The sequence below is a fragment of the Vibrio sp. 779(2023) genome (assembly GCF_033344285.1).
In the GTDB taxonomy this organism is placed as follows: Bacteria; Pseudomonadota; Gammaproteobacteria; order Enterobacterales; family Vibrionaceae; genus Vibrio; species Vibrio alginolyticus.
Genome location: NZ_JAWPOM010000121.1, coordinates 1 through 1,334, shown reverse-complemented (window position 1 = coordinate 1,334; position 1,334 = coordinate 1). Strand labels below are relative to the sequence as shown.

The window sequence follows — 1,334 nt, the reverse complement described above, 5'->3', positions numbered from 1 at the left end:
ACTTAGATCTGACCTTGGTCAGCGAAGCGATTGACCCATCATTCCAGTTCATGTCGCTTGATAAGGACGGCGTGGTTCGTATGGACTGTTCTTCTCCATACGCAATGGCTGGTCTGCTAGCCCTGAAAGATGAATACGATCTTGCGTTTGGTAATGATCCAGACTATGACCGTCATGGTATCGTGACGCCGAAAGGTTTGATGAACCCGAACCATTTCTTAGCGGTTTGTATCGACTACCTATACCGTCATCGTGATGCGTGGAGTACAGATGTTGCGGTTGGTAAGACGCTGGTTTCAAGTGCACTTATCGACCGAGTAGTAGCCGATTTGGGTCGTGAACTGTGTGAAGTGCCTGTCGGCTTCAAGTGGTTTGTCGATGGCCTTTACACTGGCAAGTTTGGTTTTGGTGGTGAAGAGAGCGCTGGTGCCTCTTTCCTACGTAAAGATGGAACACCATGGTCAACAGACAAAGACGGCATCTTACTATGTTTGTTAGCGGCTGAGATTACTGCGGTAACGGGTAAAAACCCACAAGAGTACTACGAAGAGCTTGCCGCTAAACACGGTGAGTCTAAGTACAATCGTATTCAAGCGGTAGCGAATGGACCTCAAAAAGATGTGTTGAAGAAACTGTCGCCAGAAATGGTTGCAGCAGAAACACTGGCAGGTGATCCGATTACGGCGCGTCTAACACACGCTCCTGGTAACGGTGCGGCGATTGGCGGATTGAAAGTGACGACTGAAAATGGTTGGTTTGCTGCTCGTCCATCGGGTACGGAAGACATCTACAAAATCTATTGTGAGAGCTTCAAGGGTGAAGAACACCTAAAACAAATTGAAGCTGAAGCACAAGAGATTGTGAATCAAGTATTTGCAGCTGCAGGTTTGTAATTAAACCTACTCTGACAAAAAGGCGACCAGATGGTCGCCTTTTTTACAACTCGTCGTTAACTCTCTATTTATGAGCCTTTGGATTTTGTGGCCAATTATCTGGCACGATAAACCAGAACTCGCCATCTGCTGTTTGTGCATGCTCAAATCGCTCCATTGGTTTTTCAATCGGCTGAGAAAAATCATCCGTACCAATAGCCCAGTTGGGTTTGCTTAAGTGGTAAAGCGGTTTATTGATCAAACTCCATTGGCTTTGATAACACCAATATCCACTGATTTGGCTTGGATTGAGAGCAAAGCCTAAGCACTCTTTCGGTGGTACTTCATTAGAAAATGGATTGATGTAAAGTCGCCCTTGCATCAACAAGCGTTCCTTTGGAGACTGATCCAGAGGAAGCATTTGTCTAAATTCAGGCCTTTCGCTCATTTTCAATTGGTGGG

General features: G+C 46.0%; 1 protein-coding gene and 1 pseudogene. One reads left to right on the top strand and one right to left on the bottom strand.

Features of this window, described 5'->3' with window-relative positions; genetic code table 11:
- Positions 1-893 (top strand): annotated as a pseudogene (locus tag R8O70_RS25435) (phosphoglucomutase, alpha-D-glucose phosphate-specific); the annotation flags it as partial.
- A gap of 64 nt (positions 894-957) precedes the next feature.
- Here R8O70_RS25435 and R8O70_RS25430 read toward each other — a convergent pair.
- Positions 958-1,334, bottom strand: a 377-nt coding sequence (locus R8O70_RS25430; RefSeq protein ID WP_318184486.1) for a DUF1853 family protein, incomplete at its 5' end; no start/stop codon positions are given.